This window comes from Paracoccus sigandri (genome assembly GCF_003709565.1).
Classification (GTDB): Bacteria; Pseudomonadota; Alphaproteobacteria; order Rhodobacterales; family Rhodobacteraceae; genus Paracoccus; species Paracoccus siganidrum.
In genome coordinates, this window is sequence record NZ_QNRC01000008.1 from 168,908 (window position 1) to 190,527 (window position 21,620).

The 21,620-nt window shown below is 69.5% G+C and carries 20 protein-coding genes; 10 read left to right on the top strand and 10 right to left on the bottom strand.

The window, feature by feature from the left end:
- The 3 genes from C9E82_RS09910 to C9E82_RS09920 all read right to left on the bottom strand — a co-directional run bounded on the left by C9E82_RS09910 (position 1) and on the right by C9E82_RS09920 (position 4,557).
- Positions 1-1,149 carry a bifunctional 2-C-methyl-D-erythritol 4-phosphate cytidylyltransferase/2-C-methyl-D-erythritol 2,4-cyclodiphosphate synthase gene (locus C9E82_RS09910; protein ID WP_119897398.1) on the bottom strand — a complete coding sequence of 383 codons (1,149 nt, stop codon included), beginning with the start codon at positions 1,147-1,149 and terminating at the stop codon, positions 1-3.
- Positions 1,146-3,326, bottom strand: a complete 2,181-nt coding sequence (gene purL / locus C9E82_RS09915) for a phosphoribosylformylglycinamidine synthase subunit PurL (RefSeq protein WP_119897397.1) — start codon at positions 3,324-3,326, stop codon at positions 1,146-1,148. The genes C9E82_RS09910 and purL overlap by 4 nt, the downstream gene beginning before the upstream one ends.
- A 325-nt stretch (positions 3,327-3,651) precedes the next feature.
- On the bottom strand, positions 3,652-4,557 hold the full coding sequence (locus tag C9E82_RS09920) for a LysR family transcriptional regulator (RefSeq protein ID WP_119897396.1): 906 nt from the start codon (positions 4,555-4,557) through the stop codon (positions 3,652-3,654).
- Between the two features lie 161 nt (positions 4,558-4,718).
- Here C9E82_RS09920 and C9E82_RS09925 point away from each other — a divergent pair, with 161 nt between their 5' ends.
- From C9E82_RS09925 to C9E82_RS09945, 5 genes are all read left to right on the top strand, one after another.
- Entirely contained in the window at positions 4,719-8,108 is a 3,390-nt protein-coding gene (locus C9E82_RS09925) for an indolepyruvate ferredoxin oxidoreductase family protein (RefSeq protein WP_119897395.1), read from the top strand.
- 66 nt (positions 8,109-8,174) lie between these two features.
- Positions 8,175-8,987 carry a glutamate racemase gene (locus C9E82_RS09930; RefSeq protein WP_119897394.1) on the top strand — a complete coding sequence of 271 codons (813 nt, stop codon included), beginning with the start codon at positions 8,175-8,177 and terminating at the stop codon, positions 8,985-8,987.
- A gap of 18 nt (positions 8,988-9,005) precedes the next feature.
- On the top strand, positions 9,006-9,455 hold the full coding sequence (ccmE, locus tag C9E82_RS09935) for a cytochrome c maturation protein CcmE (RefSeq protein ID WP_119897428.1): 450 nt from the start codon (positions 9,006-9,008) through the stop codon (positions 9,453-9,455).
- Between the two features lie 207 nt (positions 9,456-9,662).
- Positions 9,663-10,274 (top strand): holin-associated N-acetylmuramidase, encoded by a 612-nt coding sequence (locus C9E82_RS09940; protein ID WP_119897393.1) that lies wholly within the window; start codon positions 9,663-9,665, stop codon positions 10,272-10,274.
- Positions 10,265-10,789, top strand: a complete 525-nt coding sequence (locus C9E82_RS09945) for a holin family protein (RefSeq protein ID WP_119897392.1) — start codon at positions 10,265-10,267, stop codon at positions 10,787-10,789. The genes C9E82_RS09940 and C9E82_RS09945 overlap by 10 nt, the downstream gene beginning before the upstream one ends.
- A gap of 6 nt (positions 10,790-10,795) precedes the next feature.
- On the opposite strand, the gene C9E82_RS09950 is transcribed toward C9E82_RS09945, so the two are convergent.
- The 6 genes from C9E82_RS09950 to C9E82_RS09975 all read right to left on the bottom strand — a co-directional run bounded on the left by C9E82_RS09950 (position 10,796) and on the right by C9E82_RS09975 (position 16,902).
- Complete coding sequence (locus tag C9E82_RS09950) at positions 10,796-11,566, bottom strand: enoyl-CoA hydratase-related protein (RefSeq protein ID WP_119897391.1); 771 nt, start codon at positions 11,564-11,566, stop codon at positions 10,796-10,798.
- 63 nt (positions 11,567-11,629) lie between these two features.
- Positions 11,630-12,103 carry a cytochrome c-type biogenesis protein gene (locus tag C9E82_RS09955; RefSeq protein ID WP_119897390.1) on the bottom strand — a complete coding sequence of 158 codons (474 nt, stop codon included), beginning with the start codon at positions 12,101-12,103 and terminating at the stop codon, positions 11,630-11,632.
- A gap of 5 nt (positions 12,104-12,108) precedes the next feature.
- Positions 12,109-14,073, bottom strand: coding sequence for a heme lyase CcmF/NrfE family subunit (locus C9E82_RS09960; RefSeq protein WP_119897389.1), 1,965 nt, complete (start codon positions 14,071-14,073; stop codon positions 12,109-12,111).
- A gap of 132 nt (positions 14,074-14,205) precedes the next feature.
- Positions 14,206-14,916: an NUDIX domain-containing protein gene (locus tag C9E82_RS09965; protein WP_119897388.1), complete on the bottom strand. Its 711-nt coding sequence runs from the start codon at positions 14,914-14,916 to the stop codon at positions 14,206-14,208.
- Complete coding sequence (locus tag C9E82_RS09970) at positions 14,913-15,323, bottom strand: DUF983 domain-containing protein (protein WP_119897387.1); 411 nt, start codon at positions 15,321-15,323, stop codon at positions 14,913-14,915. Before C9E82_RS09970 ends, C9E82_RS09965 begins: the two co-directional genes overlap by 4 nt.
- A gap of 190 nt (positions 15,324-15,513) precedes the next feature.
- Positions 15,514-16,902 carry a diguanylate cyclase gene (locus C9E82_RS09975; protein ID WP_119897386.1) on the bottom strand — a complete coding sequence of 463 codons (1,389 nt, stop codon included), beginning with the start codon at positions 16,900-16,902 and terminating at the stop codon, positions 15,514-15,516.
- Positions 16,903-17,024: 122 nt separating this feature from the next.
- Here C9E82_RS09975 and C9E82_RS09980 point away from each other — a divergent pair, with 122 nt between their 5' ends.
- The 5 genes from C9E82_RS09980 (at position 17,025) to dacB (ending at position 21,125) form a co-directional block, all read left to right on the top strand.
- Entirely contained in the window at positions 17,025-17,315 is a 291-nt protein-coding gene (locus tag C9E82_RS09980) for a DUF3572 domain-containing protein (protein ID WP_119897385.1), read from the top strand.
- A gap of 61 nt (positions 17,316-17,376) precedes the next feature.
- Complete coding sequence (locus C9E82_RS09985; protein ID WP_119897384.1) at positions 17,377-17,952, top strand: heme NO-binding domain-containing protein; 576 nt, start codon at positions 17,377-17,379, stop codon at positions 17,950-17,952.
- Entirely contained in the window at positions 17,952-18,980 is a 1,029-nt protein-coding gene (locus tag C9E82_RS09990) for a GGDEF domain-containing protein (protein ID WP_119897383.1), read from the top strand. Before C9E82_RS09985 ends, C9E82_RS09990 begins: the two co-directional genes overlap by 1 nt.
- 97 nt (positions 18,981-19,077) lie before the next feature.
- Positions 19,078-19,698: a nicotinate-nucleotide adenylyltransferase gene (locus C9E82_RS09995; RefSeq protein ID WP_119897382.1), complete on the top strand. Its 621-nt coding sequence runs from the start codon at positions 19,078-19,080 to the stop codon at positions 19,696-19,698.
- Positions 19,695-21,125: a D-alanyl-D-alanine carboxypeptidase/D-alanyl-D-alanine endopeptidase gene (dacB, locus tag C9E82_RS10000; RefSeq protein WP_119897381.1), complete on the top strand. Its 1,431-nt coding sequence runs from the start codon at positions 19,695-19,697 to the stop codon at positions 21,123-21,125. Before C9E82_RS09995 ends, dacB begins: the two co-directional genes overlap by 4 nt.
- A 6-nt stretch (positions 21,126-21,131) precedes the next feature.
- Here the strand turns inward: dacB and C9E82_RS10005 are convergent, their stop codons facing one another.
- Positions 21,132-21,554: a tellurite resistance TerB family protein gene (locus tag C9E82_RS10005; protein ID WP_119897380.1), complete on the bottom strand. Its 423-nt coding sequence runs from the start codon at positions 21,552-21,554 to the stop codon at positions 21,132-21,134.
- Positions 21,555-21,620 lie beyond the last annotated feature (66 nt).

The window sequence follows — 21,620 nt, forward strand, 5'->3', positions numbered from 1 at the left end:
TCATCCCTTGATCAGCGTGACGGTGGCGATGGCGGCGAGGCCCTCGCGCCGGCCCGTGAAGCCCAGCCGTTCCGAGGTGGTGGCCTTGACGCTGACCCGGCCGGGCTCGATGTCGGCGATATCGGCCAGCCGGTCCTGCATGGCCTGGGCATGGGGGCCGATCTTCGGCGCCTCGCAGATCAGCGTCACGTCGGCATTGCCGATGCGGAAGCCCTGGGCGCGGGCAAGATCGGCGGCGTGGCGCAGGAAGATGGCGCTGTCGGCGCCCTTCCATTGCGGGTCCGAGGGCGGGAAATGCCGGCCGATATCGCCCTGGGCCAGCGCGCCGTAGATGGCGTCGGTCAGCGCGTGCATGCCGACATCGGCATCGGAATGGCCCATCAGCCCCGCCTCATGCGCGACCCGCACGCCGCAGAGCGTGACGTGATCGCCCGGCCCGAAGGCGTGGACGTCGTAACCATTGCCCAGACGGATATCCATCGCAGTCCCCAGCAGGTTTTCGGCGCGGGCGAAATCGCCGGGCCAGGTGATCTTCAGATTGGTCTCGCTGCCTTCGGTGATGGCAACGGGGATGCCGGCCTTGCGGGCCAGTTCCACGTCGTCGGCGGCGTCCTGCGGGTGCAGCCGGTGCGCCGTGGATATTTGGGCCAAGGCGAAACCCTGCGGGGTCTGCGCGCGAAACAGCCCCTCGCGCGCGGCGGTGCCGGTGACGAGGCCGCCCTCGCCGCGCCACAGCGCGTCGGTGACGGGCAGGGCGGGCGCGGCGGCCGGGGCGCCCGATTGCAGCGCGTCGATCACGCCCTGGATGACGGCGTCCTCGATCAGGGGGCGGGCGCCGTCATGGATCAGCACATGGGTGATCGGGCTGCCTTCCAGCCTGTCCAGCGCGGCGCGGACGCTGGCCGCGCGGGTCTCTCCGCCGGTGACGATGGTGACGCGCCCGCCGAATTCGGCGATGGCGTGGGCCATGTCCTCGGCATGGACGACCAGCACCACGCGTTCGAAGCCGGCGAAGGCGTCCAGCGCGCGGGCCAGCACGCTGCGCCCGGCCAGGTCGCGCCATTGCTTGGGCGCCGCGCCGCCCGCGCGGCTGCCGCGCCCGGCGGCCGTGACGATGGCGCCGTAGCCTGCGGGGGCGCGGACCGTCATGCGTGATCGGGCATGTCGCCCCTGATCGCCGCGGCGAAGGCGCTGCGGTAGAGCTGCGACAGTTCCGCCAGATCGCCCGCGTCGTCGCCCATCTGCACCGCCATGCCGCCGAAGAGCCCGACCTGCGCGGCCGGAACGCCCGCCCGCTCGGCGGCCTTCAACAGCGCATCGGCCCCCGCCGCGTCGCAGGCAACCAGGTAGCGGGCCTGGTCCTCGCCGAAGAGCTGCGCGATGTCGCCGCTGTCCAGCCGCAAGCCGATGCCCGCGGCCTCGGCCATCTCGAAGCCCGCCAGCGCCAGCCCGCCATCCGAGAGGTCCGCCGCCGCCTTCACATGGGCGCGGTTGTCGCGCAGGAATTCGCCATGCAGCCGCTCGGTTGCCAGATCCACCGGCGGGGTGTCGCCGGCCTCGATCCCGAAGGCCTCGGCGGCCAGCGCCGATTGGCCCAGATGGCCGCGCGTCTCGCCGATGAGGATGGCGAGGTCGCCTTCCTCGGGCAGGCCCGCGATCAGCTCGTCCAGATCCGCGATCAGGCCGACGCCGCCGATGGTGGGCGTGGGCAGGATGCCCTTGCCGTCGGTCTCGTTGTAGAGCGAGACATTGCCCGAGACGATGGGGAAATCCAGCGCCCGGCAGGCCTCGCCGATGCCCTTGATGGCGCCGACGAACTGGCCCATGATCTCGGGCTTTTCGGGGTTGCCGAAATTCAGGTTGTCGGTCGTGGCGAGCGGCAGGGCGCCCACGGCGGTCAGGTTGCGCCAGGCCTCGGCCACGGCCTGCTTGCCGCCCTCGTAGGGGTTGGCCTTGACGTAGCGGGGGGTCACGTCGCTGGTGAAGGCCAGCGCCTTCCGGGTGCCATGGACACGGACCACGCCGGCGCCCAGGCCGGGGCGGCGGATCGTGTCGGCGCCGACCTGGGTGTCGTATTGTTCCCAGACCCAGGCCTTGTGCGCGTAGTTGGGGCTGCCGATCAGCGCGCGCAGGGCCTTGATCGGAGTGATCTCGGGCAGTTCCGGCGCGGCTTCGGCGGCGGGGGTTTCCACCCAGGGCCGGTCATATTCCGGCGCGCTGGAGGAGAGCTTCGACAGCGGCAGGTCGGCCTTGACCTCGTTGCCGTGGACGATCAGGAAGCGGTCCTCGGCGATGGTCTCGCCGACGATGGCGAAGTCGAGGTCCCATTTCTCGAAGATCGCGCGGGCCTCGGCCTCCTTCTCGGGCTTCAGGACCATCAGCATGCGTTCCTGGCTCTCCGACAGCATCATCTCGTAGGCGGTCATGCCGGTTTCGCGCTGCGGCACGGCGTCGAGGACCAGCTTGATCCCCAGGCCGCCCTTGTCGCCCATCTCGACGGCCGAGCAGGTCAGCCCCGCCGCGCCCATGTCCTGGATCGAGATCACGCTGTCGGTCTGCATCAGCTCCAGGCAGGCCTCCAGCAGGCATTTCTCGGTGAAGGGGTCGCCGACCTGCACGGTCGGGCGCTTTTCCTCGATCGTGTCGTCGAATTCGGCGCTGGCCATGGTCGCGCCGCCGACGCCGTCGCGGCCAGTCTTGGCGCCCAGATAGACGACCGGCATGCCGATCCCCGAGGCCGCCGAATAGAAGATCTTGTCCGTATCGGCCAGGCCGGCGGCGAAGGCGTTCACCAGGCAGTTGCCGTCATAGGAGCGGTGGAAACGCACCTCGCCGCCCACATTGGGGACGCCGAAGGCATTGCCATAGGCGCCGATCCCCTCGACCACGCCCTTGACCAGATGCGCGGTCTTGGGATGTTCGGGCCGGCCGAAGGACAGCGAATCCATCGCCGCGATGGGCCGGGCGCCCATGGTGAAGACGTCGCGCAGGATGCCGCCGACGCCGGTCGCGGCGCCCTGGTGCGGCTCGATATAGCTCGGATGGTTGTGGCTCTCCATCTTGAAGACCACGGCCTGGCCGTCGCCGATATCGACCACGCCCGCGTTTTCACCGGGGCCGCAGATCACCTGCGGGCCGTCCACCGGCAGGGTGCGCAGCCATTTCTTCGAGGATTTGTAGGAGCAATGCTCGTTCCACATCGCGCTGAAGATGCCCAGCTCGGTAAAGCTTGGCTCGCGGCCGATGATCTGCAGGATGCGGTCGTATTCGTCGGGTTTCAGCCCGTGCGCGGCGATCAGGTCCGGGGTGATCGTCGGTTCCTGCATGTCTGGCCCTTCCTGCCCATGGGGAGTCAGGCGCCTTTTAAGTGCTGGCGGGGCGCATGGGAAGGGGCTGGGGCGTTCCGGCATCCCCTTGCGCGAACAAAAAAAAGCCGGGCATAAGCCCGGCCTAAGTCCAACAGGGAGGTAGAAGGTGATGAGTTGCTAGGCTTCCCATCGCCTTCGTAGCCCGATTTATGTGCAGGATGAGAACTATTCAAGAAAATTCATGCTGCGCCCGCAGCATAGCGGCCATGCAGTTGCCGAATGGCTACACGATAAAGTTGTAGAAACCCAGCGGATTCTACGACCAAGGTTGCAGGGTTCGGGGCTAGGCGGTGCCGTTCTCGCTCTGCTGGCGGCGATAGGCCTGGATCTCCTCCAGCACGAAGTCGCGGAAGGCGGCGACGCGCCGGGTCTGGCGCAGCTCCTCGGGATAGGCAAGGAAAACCGGGACTTCGCCCGATTCGACATCGGGCAGGACCCGGACCAGCCGGGGATTGTCGGCGGTCAGATAGTCGGGCAGCACGCCGATCCCGACATTGGCCAGAACGCCCTGCAACACGCCTAGGTAGTTGTTCACCGTCAGCGTCGAGGTGATGTTCTGCGACATCAGCTCCTGCACCAGCCGCGCGCCGGCTGCAACCTGGGGTTGATTGGCCTTCTGGCAGATGAGCCGATGCGGGATCAGGTCGGCGATGCCCTGCGGCGTGCCGGCATGGTCCAGGTATTCCTGCGTGGCGTAAAGCCGCATGCGGATGTTCAGCAGTCGGCGGCGGATCAGGTCGGACTGGCTGGGCTCCTTCATGCGGATGGCCACGTCGGCCTCGCGCATGGGCAGGTCCAGCACCCGTTCCTCCAGCATCAGGTCGATCTTCAGGTCGGGATATTTCTCGTAGAGCTTGACCAGGCGCGGCGCCAGCCACAGCGTCCCGAAGCCCACGGTGGTCGTCACCTTCAGCTCGCCGAAGACATGTTCCTCGCTGTCGCGGATCCGCGCCGAGGCGCCTTCCAGCTTGCGCGCCATCGAGGAGGTCGCCTCGAACAGCAGTTCGCCCTGCTCGGTCAGAATCAGCCCGCGCGCATGGCGGTGGAACAGCGTCGTTCCCAGCGATTCCTCCAGCGCGCGGATCTGGCGGCTGACGGCGGATTGCGACAGATGCAGCGTGTCGCCGGCATGGGTCAGGCTGCCCGCATCGGCCACCGCGTGAAATATTCTGAGCTTGTCCCAGTCCATCGTTGTTACAATCCTGCGATAGCAGCCATGCATTTTTTGCAAACCTATCCTGACAGGCGCTATCAAGCAAGATGCTGCGTTGCGGCGACGAATTTCCTTCATTAGTCAATAGTTCTGACCTATAATGCCGCCAAGGCCAGTAATCCTTGGGGAGGACCAGGATGAGCAAGCAGGAATTCTCGCTTTCCGACCGTTTCGATCTAACGAAGACCCACGTTCTTTTGAACGGCACGCAAGCCCTGGTACGGCTGATGCTGATGCAGGCGGCACGCGACGAACGGGCGGGGCTGAATACGGCGGGGCTGGTGACGGGCTATCGCGGCAGCCCGCTTGGCGGGGTCGACCTGCAGATGATGCGCGAGGGCAAGCGGCTGGCGGCGGCCGACATCCTGTTCCAGCCGGGCCTGAACGAGGACCTGGCCGCGACCGCCATCTGGGGCAGCCAGCAGGCCGAACTGCGCGGCGAGGGCAGGTATGACGGCGTCTTCGCGCTGTGGTACGGCAAGGGGCCGGGGGTGGACCGTTCCGGCGACGTGATGCGGCACGCGAACATGGCGGGCAGTTCGAAGCATGGCGGCGTGGTGATGGCCATGGGCGACGACCATACCGGCGAAAGCTCGACCGTGCTGCACCAGTCGGACTGGGCGATGATCGACGCCTATATCCCGGTCCTGTCGCCGGCGGGGGTGCAGGAGATCCTGGATTACGGGCTCTATGGCTTTGCCCTGTCGCGGTTTGCGGGCGTCTGGACCGGGCTGAAGACGATGAAGGACACGGTCGAGGCGACCGCCGTGGTCGATGGCGACCCGCACCGGCTGAGCTTCGTCGCCCCCGATTTCAGGATGCCCGAGGGCGGGCTGAACATCCGGCTGGGCGACACGCCGGTCGCGCAGGAAGCGCGGATGATCGACCACAAGCGGTGGGCGGCCGAGGCGTTCTCGCGCGCGAACCGGATCGACCGCCGCGTCTGGGGCAAGCCGGGTGCGAAGATCGGCTTCGTCGCGGCGGGGAAGAACTGGCTGGACCTGGTCCATGCACTGACCCTGCTGGGCATCGACGAGGCCGAGGCCGAGCGGCTGGGCCTGACCACCTACAAGGTCGGGCAGACCTGGCCTCTGGACATGAAGTCCATGCAGGAATGGTCTGAAAACCTTGAGCTTATCGTCTGCGTCGAGGAAAAGCGCAAGCTGATCGAGGTGCAGCTGAAGGAAGCGATCTTCGACAATCGCCGCGGCCGCCGGGTGCATGGCTGGAAGCACGACCGCAGCGGCGAGGAACTGTTCCCCACCCGCTATGCGCTGGACCCGGTGATGATCGCCCAGAAGATCGGCGCCATCCTGATCGAGGAGGGGCGCGGCACCGAACATATCCGCGCCGGGCTGGAGCGCCTGAACGAGGTGCGCCGCAACGACAACGCGCCGGAAATCGCCACCCGGACGCCGTGGTTCTGCTCGGGCTGCCCGCATAACAGCTCGACCCGCCTGCCCGAGGGCAGCCGCGCCTATGCGGGCATCGGCTGCCACTACATGGTGCAGTGGATGGGCCGCGAGACCGAGGGCTTCACCCATATGGGCGCCGAGGGGGCGAACTGGGTGGGCGAAGCGCCGTTCAGCAAGAGAGCGCATGTTTTCCAGAACCTTGGCGACGGAACCTATAATCATTCCGGGGTTCTGGCGATCCGGGCTGCGCTGGCGGCGGGCACGAACATCACCTACAAGATCCTCTATAACGACGCCGTGGCGATGACCGGCGGCCAGCCGAACGAGGGCGGGCTGACCGCGCCGCAGATCGCCCGCGAATTGCTGGCCATGGGGGTAAGCCCGGTCGTGGTGGTCCATGACCGGAAGGAAGAGGTCGACCCGGCGCAATTCCCCAAGGGCCTGCGCTTCGAGGAACGCGCCGAGATGATGGCGGTCCAGCGCGAGCTGGAGACCGCCCCCGGCGTCAGCGCGATCCTCTACATCCAGACCTGCGCCGCCGAAAAGCGCCGCCGCCGCAAGAAGGGCGCCTTTCCCGACCCCGACCGCCGCATCTGGATCAATCCCGAGGTCTGCGAGGGCTGCGGCGATTGCGGGGTGCAGTCGAACTGCGTCTCGATCGTGCCGCTGGAAACCGAACTTGGCCGCAAGCGCCAGATCGACCAGTCCAGCTGCAACAAGGACTATTCCTGCGTGAACGGCTTCTGCCCCAGCTTCGTCTCGGTCCGGGGCGGCAAGCTGCGAAAGCCGAAGCCCGAGGCGTTCGAGCTGCCCGACCTGCCCGCGCCCTTGCTGCCCGCGATCAGCGGGACGCATAACCTGGTCATCACCGGCGTCGGCGGCACCGGCGTCGTGACCATCGGCGCGGTGCTGGCCCAGGCCGCCCATATCGACGGCAAGGGCGCCGGCATGATGGAGATGGCGGGCCTGGCCCAGAAGGGCGGCGCGGTCCATATCCACCTGCGGCTGGCCAACGACCCCGGCGACATCAGCGCCATCCGCGTCGCGGTGGGCGAGGCCGACTGCATCATCGGCGGCGACCTGGTGGTGACGGCGGGGGCCAAGACCATCGGGCTGATGACCAAGGGCCGCACCGGCGCGGTGGTCAACGACCACGAGATCATCACCGGCGACTTCACCCGCTTCCGCGACTTCCAGGTGCCCTCGGACCGGCTGAAACTGTCGCTTCAGGCGCGGCTGGGCGACAGGCTGGCTTTCTTCGACGCCAATGACCTGGCGCTGCGGCTGCTGGGGGACTCGATCTATTCCAACATGCTGGTGCTGGGCGCGGCCTGGCAGCAGGGGCTGATCCCGCTGACCGAGGAGGCGATCCTGGAGGCGATCCGCCTGAACGGCGCCAAGATCGCGGAAAACCAGCGCGCCTTCCGGATCGGCCGGTGGGCGATGGCCTTTCCCGAACAGGCCGCGAAACCCGCGGAGGTAACGCAGCTTCCGCCCGACCCGGTCGAATATCGCGCCGCGCGCCTGGTCGACTACCAGTCGAAGCGCCTGGCCCGGCGCTTTCGCAAGCTGGTCGATGCTGCCCCCGCGTCGCTGCGCGAATCCGTCGCGCGGGGATATTACAAGCTGCTGGCCTACAAGGACGAATACGAGGTCGCGCGGCTGCACCTGGCCACAGCCGGGCAGGTCGCCGAAAAATGGGAGGGCGAGGTGAAGCTATCCTTCCACCTGGCCCCGCCGATCCTGCCGGGCCGGGATGCGCAGGGTCGCCCGAAGAAGCGCGAATTCGGGCCGTGGATGCTGAAGGGCTTCCGCCTGCTGGCGGCCATGCGGCATCTGCGGGGCACGCCGCTGGACCCCTTCGGCCATGCGGCCGAGCGCCGGCGCGAACGCGCGCTGATCCGCGAATACGAGGCGGACATGCGCGAGATCTTCGCCGCGGTCACCGATGCGACCATGTCGGTGGCGATCGAGCTGGCCGAATTGCCGCTGGCCATCCGCGGCTTCGGGCCGGTCAAGGAGGAGGCCATGCGACATGCGGCCGATCGTCGCGCCGCCCTTCTGGCGCAGTTTCGCGGCGGTCAGGCACCCATCCGTGAAGCCGCTGAATGATCTGGATCATTTCCAAATGCCGCGCGGCGCCCTAAAACGGCTTCGCGCGGCAGAAGGAGTGGCAGCATGGCGGTTGGGGTTTTCGATTCGGGTCTGGGTGGTCTGACGGTCCATCAGGCCATTGCCGCGCGCCTGCCGGACCTGCCGCTGATCTATCTGGGCGACAACGCCCATGCGCCCTACGGCGTGCGCACGGCCGACGACATCTTCGATCTGACCTGCGCCGGGGTCGAGCGCCTTTGGCAGGAAGGCTGCGACCTGGTGATCCTGGCCTGCAACACCGCCTCGGCCGCCGCGCTGAAGCGGATGCAGGAAACCTGGCTGCCCGCCGACAAGCGGGTCCTGGGCGTCTTTGTGCCGATGATCGAGGCGCTGACCGAGCGGCGCTGGGGCGACAATTCCCCCCCGCGCGAGGTGGCGGTCAAGCATGTGGCGCTGTTCGCCACGCCCGCGACCGTGGCCAGCCGCGCCTTCCAGCGCGAACTGGCCTTCCGCGCCGTCGGCGTCGATGTCGAGGCGCAGCCCTGCGGCGGCGTGGTCGACGCCATCGAGATGGGCGACGAGATCCTGGCCGAGGCGCTGGTGACATCCCATGTCGAGGCGCTGCTGCGCCGGATGCCTTACCCCGAGGCCGCGATCCTGGGCTGCACGCATTATCCTTTCGTCGAGGCTGCATTCCAGCGCGCCCTGGGCGAGAATGTGAAGGTCTATTCGCAGGCCGGTCTGGTCGCCGAAAGCCTGGCTGACTATCTGCAGCGCAGGCCGGAATTCCTTGGCGGCGGGACCGTGTCCCGGTTTCTGACGACGGGCAACCCCGAGCGGGTGTCGGGCAAGGCCACGCAGTTCCTGCGCCGCCCGCTTCGCTTCGAGGCAGCATGAGGTTTTCAAATGGCAGGCTTGAAATCGCTTAAGAAACGGCGCCGCGTCCAGGTTCTTCTGGCGGCCTCGGTCGCGCTGCTGATCGCGGTGGGGCTGATCGGCTACGGGTTCCGGGACGGCATCAACCTCTATCGCTCGCCCAGCCAGGTGACCGAGGCGGCGCCCGACCCGGACGAGTATTTCCAGCTGGGCGGGCTGGTCAAGGACGGCTCGATCGTCGAGCGCGACGGGGTCGAGTTCGACTTCGTCATCACCGACGGCGCGGCCGAGATCCAGGTCAGCTATGTCGGGGCCGAGCCGCGCCCGGACCTGTTCTCGGAAGGCCAGGGCACGATCGCCAAGGGCTATTACCGCAATGGCCGTTTCGAGGCGCGCGACCTGTTGGCCAAGCATGACGAGACCTATATGCCGCGCGAGGTCATCGACACGCTGAAGGCGACCGGCGTCTATCAGGAGCCGACCTCCTAGAGGCGGGTCGCTTGCCTCGGGCGGCGGCGGGGGGCTGTCTGCCCCCCGGTCCCTTCGGGACTCCCCCCGAGGATATTTTTGCCAAGATGAAAGCGGGCTGGTTCCTTCTTGGGGGCGGGCAACGCGCGCCGGGTTAACGGCGGGTTAACCGGGCATCATCACCCTTGGCCGATCCGCCGGAGGGGCGGTGGGCAGAAGGGGAACGTCATGCGAAGCGTCGAGGAGATAGCGCGCGAGATCGTCGCGCGCGAGGGTGGCTATGTGAATGACCTGGACGATCCGGGCGGGGCCACGAATTACGGCGTCACCATCGGCACGATGCGGGCGCTGGGGCTGGACCTGAACCGCGACGGGCGGATCGACAGCAGCGACGTGAAGGCGCTGACGCGGGTCCAGGCGCAGCAGATCTTCGTCGAGCATTATTTCAGGCGTCCGCGCCTGGCCGAATTGCCCGAAGCGGTGCAGGCCAGCGCCTTCGACATGTATGTGAATGCGGGCGCCAATGCGGTGAAGATCCTGCAGCGGCTGGTCTCGCGCATGGGATTCGCGGCGGCAGCGGACGGGATCGTCGGGCCGAAGACCATCGCCGCCGCGCGCGAGGCGGCCGAGGCCGCGCCGCTGCATCTGGCCGACGCCTATGGCATCGCGCGGCGCAACTATTACTATGCGCTGGCCGATCAGCGCCCGGCCAGCCGCAAATATGCGCGCACGCGGGCCGGCGGGAAGGGCGGCTGGATCACCCGCGCCGAGGAGTTCATCGCCCCGCGCTATCACCTGACCGAGGCGGAACATCGCGAAAGGACTGCGAAATGGGCCTGATTTCCCGGATCATCGGCGGCGCCCCGGCCGTCACCGCCCTCGGCAGCGCTGCCACCGGCATGGCCGAGGTCTTCACCCGGAACGCCACCCGCCGCATGGAGCTGAACGAGGAGGCCTATGCCCGTGCCATGGCCCAGATGGGGCAGGAGTTCCAGATCGTCCGGCCGGGGTTCTTCGACAGTTTCGTCAACGGGTTGAACCGGCTGCCCCGGCCGATCCTGACGCTGGGGACGATGGGGCTTTTCGTCTATGCCATGGCCGAGCCGGCGGGGTTCGGGCTGCGGATGGAAGGGTTGCAGACCGTGCCCGAGCCGCTGTGGTGGCTGCTGGGGGCCATCGTCAGCTTCTATTTCGGCGCGCGCGAGGCGCATTATTTCCGCGACCGGGCCTGGACCGCGCGCAAGGCGACGGGGGCGGCGGAACCCGCGCCGGCCGCGGTCAGTGTCGCGCGGCCCGATGACGATTTCGCCGACAATGCCGCCCTGCGCGACTGGGTGGCGGGCTTGCGCGGCTGATCCCGATCAGGCGCCCCGGAAGCGCGGCTGGCGCTTTTCCAGGAAGGCCGCGACGCCTTCCCTGAAATCGGCGCTGCGCCCGGCCTGGCCCTGAAGGCGCGCCTCCAGCGCCAGTTGCGCGTCCAGGTCGTTTCCGGAACTGGCGCGCAACGCCTCGCGGATGCCGCGATAGGCGACGGTCGGGCCTTGCGCCAGATGCCGGGCGCGGGCGGCGACGGCTTCGGCGAATTCCGCGTCCGGCAGGGCCTGCCAGATCAGGCCCCAATCGGCCGCCTGCCGGGCGGGGATGGCATCGGCGAACAGCATCATCCCCATCGCCCGCGCCATGCCCACCGCGCGCGGGATCATCCATGTGCCGCCCGCATCGGGGATCAGCCCGATCCGGCTGAAGGCCTGGATGAACTGCGCGCTTTCGGCGGCGATCACCACATCGGCGACCAGCGCCAGGTTGGCGCCCGCGCCCGCCGCGACGCCGTTCACCGCCGCGATCACCGGCACCGGGCAATCCACCACCGCGCGCAGCATCGGCTCGTATTCGCGCCTGAGCGTGCCTTCCAGGTCGGATGCGGCGGCGGCGTCGGTCAGGTCCTGCCCCGAGCAGAAGGCCCGGCCCGAGCCGGTCATCACCACGCAGCGCGTCTCGGGCGACAGCGTGGTCAGCACCGTGGTGATCTCGGCCCGCATCCGGCTGCTGAGCGCGTTCATCACCTGCGGCCGGTTCAGGATCAGCGTGGCGACGCCGTCATTCTCGCCGAACTGGATTGTCTCGAAGCCCATGGTCTTCCCCCTCTTTCGCGCCATGATGCCGCAAAATCGGGCGAGGAAAAGCGCGACCCCGCGTCATTCCCCCGGCCGGTCGCGCATGATCTCGTCCAGGCGGGACTTTTCCTCTTGGCTGAGGCGAGGGGTGGGCGCGGGCTGGGCCCGGGCGCGGCCGCGCAGGAAGCCCCAGGCGACCAGCAGCGCGACCAGCGCCATGGCGGGGCCCGCCAGCCACAGAAGCAGGTTGCCGCCGCTGGCGCGCGGCTCGAACAGGACGAACTCTCCGAAGCGATCGGCGACATTGTCGATCACCTCGGCATCGCTGTCGCCCGCCACCAGCCGCTCGCGCACATAGAGCCGCAGGTCGCGGCTGATCGCGGCATTGGATTCGTCGATATTCTCGCCCTGGCAGATCGGGCAGCGCAGCTTCTGCGAGATCTGCCGCGCGCGGGCTTCCAGTGCGGGATCGTCCAGCACCTCGTCGGGCTGCACGGCGAAGGCGGGCGCCGACAGCGCCAGCAGCAGGATCAGGATCAGGCCGGTCCGTCGCATGGTCGTCATTCCGCCGGAAGCGCGCCGGAGGGGCTGCGGCGGGCGGCGCCGGCGGCGACGCGATAGCGCCGGTCGGTCAGGCTGATCAGCCCGCCAAGCGCCATCAGGAACGACCCCATCCAGATCCAGTTCGCGAAGGGCTTCAGGTAGGAGCGCACCGCCCAGCCGCCATCCGACTGCGCATCGCCGATCACCAGGTAGAGGTCGCGGAAGAAACCGCTGTCGATGGCGGCCTCGGTCGTGGGCATCCCCTGGACCGGATAGACGCGCTTTTCGGGGTAGAGCGTGGTGACGGGGCGGCCGTCGCGGCTGACCTCCATCGTGGCCATGGTCGAGATGTAGTTCGGCCCCTCGACCTCGTTCACCTCGGCCAGGGTGACGGTATATCCGGCGAAGTCGAAGGGCTCGCCGATGCGGGCGACGCGGATGTCCTCGACCTGCCAGGCGGTCAGCAGGCTGACGCCGATGAAGGTGACGCCCAGCCCGGCATGGGCGACCGCCTTGCCCCAGTCGGCGCGCGGCAGGCGGGCCAGCCGCGACAGGCCGGAATTGCCGGTGCGGTGGATCAGTTCGGCCACGGATCCCGCGATCAGCCAGGCGCCCAGCCCCGCGCCGATCACCGCGATGGCCGAGCGTCCGGTCGAGACGGCGAAGACCAGCAGCGCGATGGCGGCGGCGAAGACCAGCGCGCCGCGCAACGGCCGCAGCGCCCGCGACAGGCTGGCGCGCTTCCAGGGCAGGATCGCGCCGATCGGCAGGGCGATGGCCAGCACGATCATGAAGGGGGTGAAGGCCTTGTTGAAGAAGGGCGGCCCGACCGAGAGCTTGCGGTCCCACAGCATCTCGGCGATCAGCGGCCAGACCGTGCCGATGAAGACCACGAAGGCCGAGACCGCCAGCAGCACGTTGTTCAGGACCAGCGAGCCCTCGCGCGAGACCGGGGCGAAGACGCCCTTGGCGGTCATCTCGGCCGCGCGCGCGGCGTAAAGCGTCAGCGCGCCGCCGGTGAACAGCGCCAGGATGGCCAGGATGAACACCCCGCGCTGCGGGTCGCTGGCGAAGCTGTGGACCGAGGTCAGCACGCCCGAGCGCACGATGAAGGTCCCGATCAGCGAGAAGCCGAAGGCCATGATCGCCAGAAGGATGGTCCAGTTTTTCAGCGCCTCGCGCTTTTCCACGACGATGGCGGAATGCAGCAGCGCGGCGGCCAGCAGCCAGGGCATGAAGCTGGCGTTCTCGACCGGGTCCCAGAACCAGAAGCCGCCCCAGCCCAGCTCGTAATAGGCCCACCAGGACCCCAGCGCGATGCCGATGGTCAAAAAGACCCAGGCGGCCAGCGTCCAGGGCCGCACCCAGCGCGCCCAGGCGGCGTCCACGCGCCCCTCGATCAGCGCGGCGACGGCGAAGCTGAAGGCCATCGAGAGGCCCACATAGCCCAGGTAGAGGAAGGGCGGATGGAAGGCGAGGCCGGGATCCTGCAGAAGCGGGTTCAGGTCGCGCCCGTCGAAGGGCGGGTTCGGCATCCGCAGGAACGGGTTCGAGGTGAAGATGATGAAGGCATAGAAGGCCGCGCCGATCGAGGCCTGCACCGCCAGCACCCGCGCGCGCAGGCTGGGCGGCAGGTTGCCGCCCCAGACCGCCGCCGCCGCGCCGAACAGCGCCAGGATCAGCACCCACAGCAGCATCGAGCCCTCGTGATTGCCCCAGACGCCGCTGATCTTGTAGATCATCGGCTTCATGCTGTGCGAATTGTCATGGACCAGCTTGACCGAGAAATCCGAGGTCACGAAGGCCACGGTCAGCGCCGCGAAGGACAGGCCGGTCAGCAGGAACTGCGCCATCGCCGCGGGGCGGGCGCTGTCCATCCAGCCCTGCCAGCCCTTCGCCGCGCCCACCATCGGCACGACCATCTGGAACAGCGACAGGGCGAAGGCCAGGATCAGGGCGAAATGGCCGAATTCTGCGATCATGGCGGGTCCTCCGTTGGCTTGCCAGCATAGGCCGGCGGCTGGGATGGGGAAAGTCCCCGCTTTGGTCTGATACCCCGGATCGCCGCATGGTGAATGCGGCCGATCCGCGCAGGTCCGGGGCCGGCCGGGCGCTCAGGCGATCTGGCAGAAGCGCGGCGCAGGACCGCGATTGTCGAAGAAGGGCACCGTGTCGGGCACCGGCAGCGGCGCGTCATGGGCGACCGAGCCGGCAAGCTCGGCGATCTCGGCCAGGACGACCTCGGTGATGAAGGGCAGGTTCAGCGCGCGGGCCTCGGACAAGGGGACCCAGTGCAGGTGCGAAAGCTCGTCGCAGGCGCGGCTGAAATCGTCGGGATCGCCGGTCAGGTCGGCGGCGTCCAGCGCGAAGAAATGCGCGTCGAAGCGGCGCGGCCGGCCCGGCGGGGTGATCGCGCGGAAGACATAGTTCAGCGCCCCCGCATCCGGGCTGAGACCGGCCTCGGCATAGCCGGGCCAGCCGCTGCGGGGACCGTCCTTCCGGCCGATCAGCAGCCCGGTCTCCTCGGCCAGTTCGCGCAGGGCGGCGGCGGCCACGGCATCGGGATCGGGCGACATGCCGGCGCGCGGCTCGACCAGCAGGCGGCTGCGATGCGGATCGGGCAGGGCGCGGGCCAGGGCCGCGCGGCTGTCGGCGGGATCGACGGCGCCGCCCGGAAAGACGTATTTCGACGGCATGAACACCGCCTTCGCGCCTCGCATCCCCATCAGGACCGAGGTCGCCTCGGGCCGGCGGCGCAAAAGGATCAGCGTCGCCGCGTCGCGGATCGGGGGATCGCCCGCCGCTGCATTGCCCGTTGCCGTCACGAGACGATCGGTTCCGGGGCGTCGCCGAAGCCGTGCATCCGGCGCGCCCATTGCAGCCCGACCATCGCGCCCTTGATCCGCGGCAGCAGCAGCAGCGACAGCACCACCGCGCCCAGGCCGAAGCCGATGATCATCGAGATGGCCGAGGGCCGCCAGGCCATGTAGAAGGCCAGCAGCAGCGGCGCCCCCAGATGCGAGACCAGCAGGATGGTCAGATAGGCCGGGCCGTCGTCGGCGCGCTGGTGATGCAGCGCCTCGTTGCAATGCGGGCAGTGATCGGCCACCTTCAGATAGCGCGAAAACAGCGCCCCCTCGCCGCAGCAGGGGCATTTCCCGCGCGCGCCGCGCAGCATGGCCTGCTTGGTCGGGCGCTCTGCTTCGTCGAGGCTGAATGTGGGCTCTGCCATTGCGGCTCTCCGTCTTGCTGCGCCCCGGAAGGCCAAGGATCGCTCCAATCTAGTCGCCCCGCGCCGCTTATGCCAGAGCGCGGCCGTGGGTAATTGGTCGCAGATCCCGATCTTCGCAGGGCAGGCGGTGACGTCGACGGGCGGCCTTCCGGCAGCGCCTGTCGCGCAAGGATCCCGGCACGGGACCCGTTCAGGCGACGCGCTCGGGCTGGGCCAGCATCACCCGGTTGCGGCCGCGGTTCTTGGCCAGGATCAGGGCGCGGTCGGCGCGTTCCAGCACGTGCTGGGCGATCGCCTCGGCCCCCAGCCCGCGATCCGAGGGCGCCGGCAGCGCGACGCCGGCCGACAGCGTCACGCGGATCGAGCCGCCGCCGGACAGGCCGGGCAGCAGGACCGGGCGCGCCTCGACCATGTTGCGGATCCGTTCGGCCAGCGCGCAGGCCAGGCTTTCGTCGCTGTCGGGCAGGATCGTCAGGAACTCCTCGCCGCCAAGCCGTGCGACGGTTCCGGCATCGCCCACGGTGCGGTGCAGGCGCCGCGCCACCTCGGACAGGACCGCATCGCCCGCGGCATGTCCGTGCTGGTCGTTGATCTGCTTGAAGCAGTCCAGGTCCATGATCAGCACCGCGAAACGGCTATCGCCGCGCCGCGCGTCCTGGGCGATCTCGGCCAGCCGGGGCAGGGCATAGCGGCGGTTGTAGAGCCCGGTCAGCGGGTCGGTCATCGCCCACAGCATGTTGCGCTGCGCCTCGGCCCGGCGGCGGTCGCCGCGCAGCTTGCGCGACATCTGCGCCCTGAGCGCCAGCGCCGCGGCCTCGGTCCCGCCGCCGCCCAGGTTGACCGGCAGGACATCGCCCGCGCCCAGGTCCAGCGCGATCGCGTTCAGGTCCACATGCTTCGAATCGGTCGCGATCACGAAGGCCGAATCGCGCGAGCCGTGGCGCGAGCGCAGCTCGGACAGAAGCCGCAGCCCGTCGCCCCGGCCCTCGATATCGGCGGCGATCAGGTAGAGGTCCGAGCAGCGCCCGGCCGCGGCTTCCCCCAGCGCCTCCTCGGGGTCGCGGATCATGAAGCGATAGGGCAGGCGCTGGCCCAGAAGATGCTTCCAGCACAGCGCCCGGCCGGCGCTGTCGGCGACCAGTGTCACCTGCGCGCCCTGGTCGGGCGGATGCTCGAAGCCGGCCGCCGCCTCGGCCAGGCCGGGCTCGGCCCCGCCCTCGGCGTCGCGCAGCAGGCCGCGGATGCGGGCCAGCAGCATCTGCTCGTCTATGCCGGGGTCGAGGACCGCCGCCGCCCCGGCCCGCAGGCCCTCCAGCCGATGGGCGCCGTCGGCCAGCATGATGACGGGAATCCCCGCCGCCTCGCGATCCCGCGCCAGCGCGGCGCAGAGCGCCACCGGATCCGCGTCGGGCAGCGCGCCGCCCAGCAGGATCAGTTCCGGCCGCACCGCCCGCAGCTCGGCCAGCAGCCGTTCGGCCGTGCCCGCCGTCGCCACCTGATAGCACGCAGCGGCAAGCCGGACCTTCAGCGTGATCCGGTTCGTTGCCTGTCCATCCGCGACCAGGATGCGTGCCGTCATGACGCCGATCGTCCCTTTACATGCCCTTCCCGTGACGTCAATTTCGCAGCAAAACATTAACAAAGGGTTTCCGGCAGCGGTCCGGATCCGCATTTTGCCGGATTTCCGGCAGGGACGGGAAGATGAGCTATACGCCACAGGCGGCGCGGGACCTGGCGCTTCGGGCATTGCCGCATATCGCGACGGATGACGAACTGGTCGAGGCGCTGCTGGCCATGACGGGGCTGCGCCCGCAGGACCTGCGGCAGGCGGTCTCGGACCCCGATTTCGCGCTGAGCCTGCTGGATTTCCTGCTGGAGGACGACCAGCGCGTGCTGCGATTCGCCCAGGCCGCCGGGATTCGCCCCGAGGAGGTGATGTCCGCGCGGATCGCGCTGGCCGGTCCGGGCAGCCACGGCTGGGAGGCCGACTGACGCCCGCCGCTTACGGTTTCTTTACGCCTGTCGGCTAGGGTCGCGGCACGAAGAGGTCGGAATGCACGGGCTGATCAACAGATCCATCGAGGGTTTCCTGCGCGACGTCTATGGCGACGGCGCCTGGCGCGACGTGGCCGAGGCGGCGCAGGTCGATCCGCGCGGCTTCCAGACGGTCTGCGACAGCCCCGACGAGGTCAGCCAGGCGCTGATCGGCCAGGCGGCCGCCCGGCTGGAGAAGCCCGAGGCCGAGTTGTTGGAGGACCTGGGCGCCTGGCTGGCGGGCATGGAATCGATCCGCAGGCTGCTGCGGTTCTCGGGGCGCAGCTTCCCGGAATTCCTGCACCGGCTGGAGGAATTGCCGGGGCGGGCGCATATGGTACTGCCGGATCTGGGGATGCCGGCGCTGACCGTCACGCTGGAGGAGGGCGACTGGCTGGCGATCGCGCTGCCCGAGGGCGCCGAGGGCTGGGGGGCGGTGATCGCCGGGCTGATCCGGGCGATGGCCGACGATTACGGCGCGCTTGGCCTGATCCTTGCCGATGGGCGGCGGATCCGGGTGCAGGTGCCCGACGACGCCTTCGCGGCCGGGCGCGACTTCACCCTGGGCGGCCGCGCGTCGCGGGGGGCGCGGTGATGCCGGGCGTGGCGATGCAACTGGGGCTGGACGGCCGCGCGCTGGATCTGCTGCTGCCGATGCATCTGTGGATCGATCCCGACGGCACCATCCTCGGGGCTGGGCCGACGATGCGCAAGCTGCTGCCCGCGGGCGCCAGCCGGATCTCGGGCGCGATGACGCTGCTGCGGCAGGGGGTCAGCCATGCCGATCCCGCCGCGATCTGCCGGGCCTGCCGCGAGGACGAACGCCTGTTCCTGCGGATCGCGGGCCGGCCCCGGCTGACGCTGCGCGGTCATGCGGTGCCGGCGGGCGGGGGATTCCTGCTGAACCTGGGCTTCGGCATCGGCCTGGTCGATGCGGTGGGCGAGCTGGACCTGAACGACGGCGATTTCGCGCCGCCCGAACTGGCGATGGAGCTGCTGTTCCTGCACGAGGCGAACCGCGCCGTCATGTCCGAGCTGTCGCGCTTCAACCGCCACCTGGATGCCGCGCGCGAGGCGGCCGAGCGGCAGGCCTTCACCGATCCGCTGACCGGGCTGCGCAACCGGCGCGGGCTGGAGCTGGCCATCGCCGCCCTGCTGCGCAGCGCCGATCCGCGCGATTCGCGCCGGGCGCGGAAAGGCTTTGCCGTGGCCCATCTGGACCTGGACCATTTCAAGCCGGTCAACGACCGGCACGGACATGCGGCGGGCGACGCGGTGCTGCGCCATGTCGCGCAGGTGCTGCGCGAGGCGATCCGCAGCCACGATACCGCCGCGCGGGTGGGCGGCGACGAATTCGTCCTGCTGCTGGACAATGTCGATTCGCCCGAGGCGCTGGCGCCCATGGCCCGCCGCATCATCCGCCGGATCGAGCGGCCCATCGATCTCGGCGCCGCCATCTGCCGGGTCTCGGCCAGCATCGGCATCGTCTGGTCGCCGCTGGACCGGTCGGTCCCGGTCGACTTCATGCTGGCCGATGCCGATGCCGCGCTCTACCGTTCCAAACATGCCGGGCGGGGGCGGGTGACGGTCGTCAACGGCGCCGCGGCGCCGGGTCCGGGGTAAGGCCGCAACCCGGCGCGGGGCGGCTTTCGCGCAACCGTTACGGGCCGATGCGGTGGCGGCAGTTGGCTTGGCCGCGCCGTTGGATTAGGTCTGCCGGATGCGATCGGGGTTTCCATACGCGCGGCCCGGCCAGCGCATCGGCCTGCTGGGAGGATCCTTCGATCCCGCCCATGACGGCCATGTCCAGATCACCGAGGTCGCGCTGGCGCGGCTGGGGCTGGACCGGGTCTGGTGGCTGGTCAGCCCCGGAAACCCGCTGAAGCCGCAGGGCCCGGCACCGCTTGCGCAGCGGATGCGGAACGCCCGGCGACTGATGCGCCACCCCGCCGTCGCGATCACCGATATCGAGGCGCGGATCGGCACGCGCATGACCGCCGACACGATCGAGGCGCTGCAGGCGCTCTATCCCGGCGTACGCTTCGTCTGGCTGATGGGATCGGACAACCTGCTGCAATTCGACCGCTGGGACCGCTGGCGCGACATCGCGGCGCGGGTCCCGATCGGGGTGATGGCAAGGCCGGGAACGCGGCTGGCGGCGCGAAACGCGCGGGCGGCGCGGATCCTGGGCGCCGAGGCGCGGCTGCCGGAAAACCAGGCGCGGCTGCTGCCCTTCCGGCCGCCGCCGGCCTGGGTGCTGATCAACATGCCGATGTCGAAACTGTCCTCGACCGCGATCCGGCGGGCGCAGGGCCACCGAGAGGAAAGCGAAACGCCATGACCCTCACCCGCCGCCATGTCCTTGCCTCGCTGGCCGCCTTTGGACTGGCCGCGCCCGCCGCAGCCCAGGCGCTGGTCGAGGGGGTTCCCTCTGCCGGGGGCGGGCTGGAGCTTCCGCCCCGCTGGCGCCCGGTCCCGCGCCCCGAGGCGCTGATCGCGCGATCCGGGCTGGAGGGAACCGTCGGCTTCGCGCTGGCCGATGTCGCGACCGGCGCGCTGATCGAATCCGGCCCCCCCGCGGATGCGGTCCCGCCGGCCAGCACGATGAAGGCGATCACCGCGCTTTATGCGCTGGACCGGCTTGGGCCCGCGCATCGCTTCCGCACCCGCGTGATCCGCGCGGGCGACATGCTGGTCCTGGCCGGCGGCGGCGATCCGCTGCTGGATACCGACGGGCTGGCCCGGCTGGCCGGCGACCTGGCGGCGCGGGGCGAGACCAGCCCGGCGCGTTTCGCCGTCTGGGGCGGCGCGCTGCCGCGCATGGCCGAGGTCGCGCCCGAGCAGGACGACCATCTGGCCTACAACCCCGCGGTGTCGGGGATGATCCTGAACTTCAACCGCGTGCATCTGGACTGGCGCCGCGCCGATGGCGACTGGCGCATGTCGCTGGAGGCCCGCGCCGCGCGCCAGTCGCCGCGCGCCTATACGGTCACCGCCGCCCCCGCCCAGCAGGCCGAGCTGTTCGCCTGGTCGGCGGATGAGCGGACCGAGCACTGGACGGTCTCGCGCGCCTCGCTTGGCAATGGGGGAAGCCGCTGGCTGCCGGTCCGCCGCCCCGAGCTTTACGCGGGCGACGTGTTCCAGACGCTGTGCCGCGCCAAGGGTCTGGTGCTGCCCGCGCCCGAGGTGATCGACCACCTGCCCGAGGGCGAGGAGCGCGCGCGTCTCGACAGCCCGCCCTTGAGCGAGATCCTGCGGGGGATGCTCTATCACTCGACCAACCTGACGGCCGAGGTCGTGGGGCTTCATGCCAGCGGCGCGGCCGACCTGGCCGGGTCGGGCGGCGCGATGACGGCCTGGCTGCAGGCGCAGGGGCTGGGGCAGGGCTTCACGCTGGCCGATCACTCGGGCCTCTCGGCCGCCAGCCGGGTGACGCCTGAGGGGTTGGCCCGGCTGATGGCCGGCGCCGCGCCCGGCTTGGCCGATCTGCTGAAACAGGACCCGCTGGCCGGGGATCTGCCGCAGGGCACGCCGCGCCAGCCGCAGGTGCGCGCCAAGACCGGGACGCTGAATTTCGTGTCGAACCTGGCCGGCTATATCGACGCGCCGTCCGGGCGCCGGCTGGCCTTCGCGCTGCTCTGCACCGATCCGGCCCGGCGCGCGCAAAGCGAGGGCAAGGAACTGCCCGCCGGCGTGCGCGGCTGGACCCGGCAGGCCAAGGCGCTGCAACACCAGCTGATCGAGGCCTGGTCGTCGCGTTTCGCCTGAGGCGCTTCAGACGACCCGGTGGCGGACCTGCGCCGACAGCTCGATCGCGGCCGCGTGCAGGCGGGTGATGCCCAGCTGGTCGCGGATCTCGGCCAGCATCCGGATCTCGCCGTCATAGAGCCGCCCGTCCGCCGCGCCCACGTCGCAGGCCAGCGCATAGGCGGTCTCATACAGCTTGTCGGGCAGCGCGTCGCGGACCAGCCCGAACAGCGCGTCCAGCCCGTCCTCTTCCTCGAACAGCGTGATCACCGTCTGGCTGACCACCCGGATCCGGTCCTGGTCGTATTCGGCGAAGACCGGCATGTGATCGACCATGCGCTGGATCGCCAGCAGCTCGGCCGTGCGCATGTCGCTGTCCGAGGCCGAGACCGCCACCATGACCGCCACCAGCGCATCGCAGGGCGAAAGGGAAGGGGTGTCGATGCTCATGGCGGCTCCTCATGTCTGTCTGCAGGGCAAATTATTGACGATCACGCCCGCTTTCAATAAGGCGTC

Bases quoted from the DNA above. Each gene is read 5' to 3' on its own strand.
- C9E82_RS09910 (WP_119897398.1), bottom strand. From the start codon at position 1,149: ATGACGGTCCGCGCCCCCGCAGGCTACGGCGCCATCGTCACGGCCGCC.
- purL (WP_119897397.1), bottom strand. From the start codon at position 3,326: ATGCAGGAACCGACGATCACCCCGGACCTGATCGCCGCGCACGGGCTG.
- C9E82_RS09920 (WP_119897396.1), bottom strand. From the start codon at position 4,557: ATGGACTGGGACAAGCTCAGAATATTTCACGCGGTGGCCGATGCGGGC.
- C9E82_RS09925 (WP_119897395.1), top strand. From the start codon at position 4,719: ATGAGCAAGCAGGAATTCTCGCTTTCCGACCGTTTCGATCTAACGAAG.
- C9E82_RS09930 (WP_119897394.1), top strand. From the start codon at position 8,175: ATGGCGGTTGGGGTTTTCGATTCGGGTCTGGGTGGTCTGACGGTCCAT.
- C9E82_RS09940 (WP_119897393.1), top strand. From the start codon at position 9,663: ATGCGAAGCGTCGAGGAGATAGCGCGCGAGATCGTCGCGCGCGAGGGT.
- C9E82_RS09945 (WP_119897392.1), top strand. From the start codon at position 10,265: ATGGGCCTGATTTCCCGGATCATCGGCGGCGCCCCGGCCGTCACCGCC.
- C9E82_RS09950 (WP_119897391.1), bottom strand. From the start codon at position 11,566: ATGGGCTTCGAGACAATCCAGTTCGGCGAGAATGACGGCGTCGCCACG.
- C9E82_RS09955 (WP_119897390.1), bottom strand. From the start codon at position 12,103: ATGCGACGGACCGGCCTGATCCTGATCCTGCTGCTGGCGCTGTCGGCG.
- C9E82_RS09960 (WP_119897389.1), bottom strand. From the start codon at position 14,073: ATGATCGCAGAATTCGGCCATTTCGCCCTGATCCTGGCCTTCGCCCTG.
- C9E82_RS09970 (WP_119897387.1), bottom strand. From the start codon at position 15,323: ATGGCAGAGCCCACATTCAGCCTCGACGAAGCAGAGCGCCCGACCAAG.
- C9E82_RS09975 (WP_119897386.1), bottom strand. From the start codon at position 16,902: ATGACGGCACGCATCCTGGTCGCGGATGGACAGGCAACGAACCGGATC.
- C9E82_RS09980 (WP_119897385.1), top strand. From the start codon at position 17,025: ATGAGCTATACGCCACAGGCGGCGCGGGACCTGGCGCTTCGGGCATTG.
- C9E82_RS09985 (WP_119897384.1), top strand. From the start codon at position 17,377: ATGCACGGGCTGATCAACAGATCCATCGAGGGTTTCCTGCGCGACGTC.
- C9E82_RS09990 (WP_119897383.1), top strand. From the start codon at position 17,952: ATGCCGGGCGTGGCGATGCAACTGGGGCTGGACGGCCGCGCGCTGGAT.
- C9E82_RS09995 (WP_119897382.1), top strand. From the start codon at position 19,078: ATGCGATCGGGGTTTCCATACGCGCGGCCCGGCCAGCGCATCGGCCTG.
- dacB (WP_119897381.1), top strand. From the start codon at position 19,695: ATGACCCTCACCCGCCGCCATGTCCTTGCCTCGCTGGCCGCCTTTGGA.
- C9E82_RS10005 (WP_119897380.1), bottom strand. From the start codon at position 21,554: ATGAGCATCGACACCCCTTCCCTTTCGCCCTGCGATGCGCTGGTGGCG.